This window comes from Dermacoccus sp. BD5 (genome assembly GCF_044878485.1).
Lineage (GTDB): Bacteria > Actinomycetota > Actinomycetes > Actinomycetales > Dermatophilaceae > Dermacoccus > Dermacoccus nishinomiyaensis.
Map to the genome: position 1 here is coordinate 1 of NZ_JANJER010000037.1, position 981 is coordinate 981.

Annotated in this window: 1 protein-coding gene; it reads right to left on the reverse strand. The window is 70.0% G+C overall.

What is annotated here, in order from left to right:
• A partial coding sequence (locus NQ706_RS13645) for an ISL3 family transposase (protein ID WP_404361108.1) occupies positions 1-869 on the reverse strand: 869 nt, incomplete at its 3' end.
• Between the last annotated feature and the right edge of the window lie 112 nt (positions 870-981).

The window sequence follows — 981 nt, forward strand, 5'->3', positions numbered from 1 at the left end:
GCTTTGTAGAGCGGGTCGCCCTTGAGCCCGCGGTGACCGGTGGTGTCTTGCTGGACCCGACGCCGGCAAACATCCAGCGCGTCGCCGGCGAGGCGGACCACGTGGAACGGGTCCATGACGGGGACGGCGTCGGGGAGTTCCTCGGCGGCAGCGGTCTTGAACCCGGCGAAGCCGTCCATCGCGACCACCTCGATCCGCTTCGCCCAGTCCGCAGGGCGGGCGGCGAGCCACTGCTTGAACACCGCCTTGGAGCGGCCCTCGACCATGTCCAGCAGCCTCGCCGGCCCGGTCTTGTTCCTCGCGGGCGTGAGGTCGATGATCACGGTGACGTACTTGTCGCCCAGCCTCATGTGTCGCCAGACGTGCTCGTCGACACCGATCGTGGTGACCCCGTCGAACCGGGCGGGGTCGTCGATCAGGCGCCGCTTGCCTTCCGCGAGGACGGCGGCGTTCGCGGCACTCCAGGACACCCCGAGACCTGCGGCGACGCGGGTGACGGTGAGGTGGTCGATGACGATGCCCCGCAGCGCCCACTCCAGGCCGCCGCGGGAGATCTTCGCACGCGGCGCCGCTGCCCGCGTCATGTCCTGCCGCCACGTGCGCCGGCAGTGTCCGCACCGGTACCGGCGCACCCGCACCAGCAGGGTCGTCGGCCGGTGCCCGAACGGCGCGTGCGCCAGTCGACGCGTGACCGTGTCCCGCGGCACGCCCTCGACACCGCACTTCCGACACCACGGGTCGTCCTCGACGACGCGGCATTCGATCGTGGCCCGATCCGGCTCGATCAGCTGGCCGACGGCGACGAGGCCGAGCTCGTCGAGGCGGCAGAACGTGGTCAGGTCAGGGGTCGCGAAAGTAGGGTGGAGCACGTCGAGGTCTTTCGGGATGGCGAGCGTGAAGAACTTCCATCATCCGGGAGACCTCGACCCCTACCCGGCCACTGACGCGCTCAACCGACTACACCCTCGTTCGTGAAGAGCC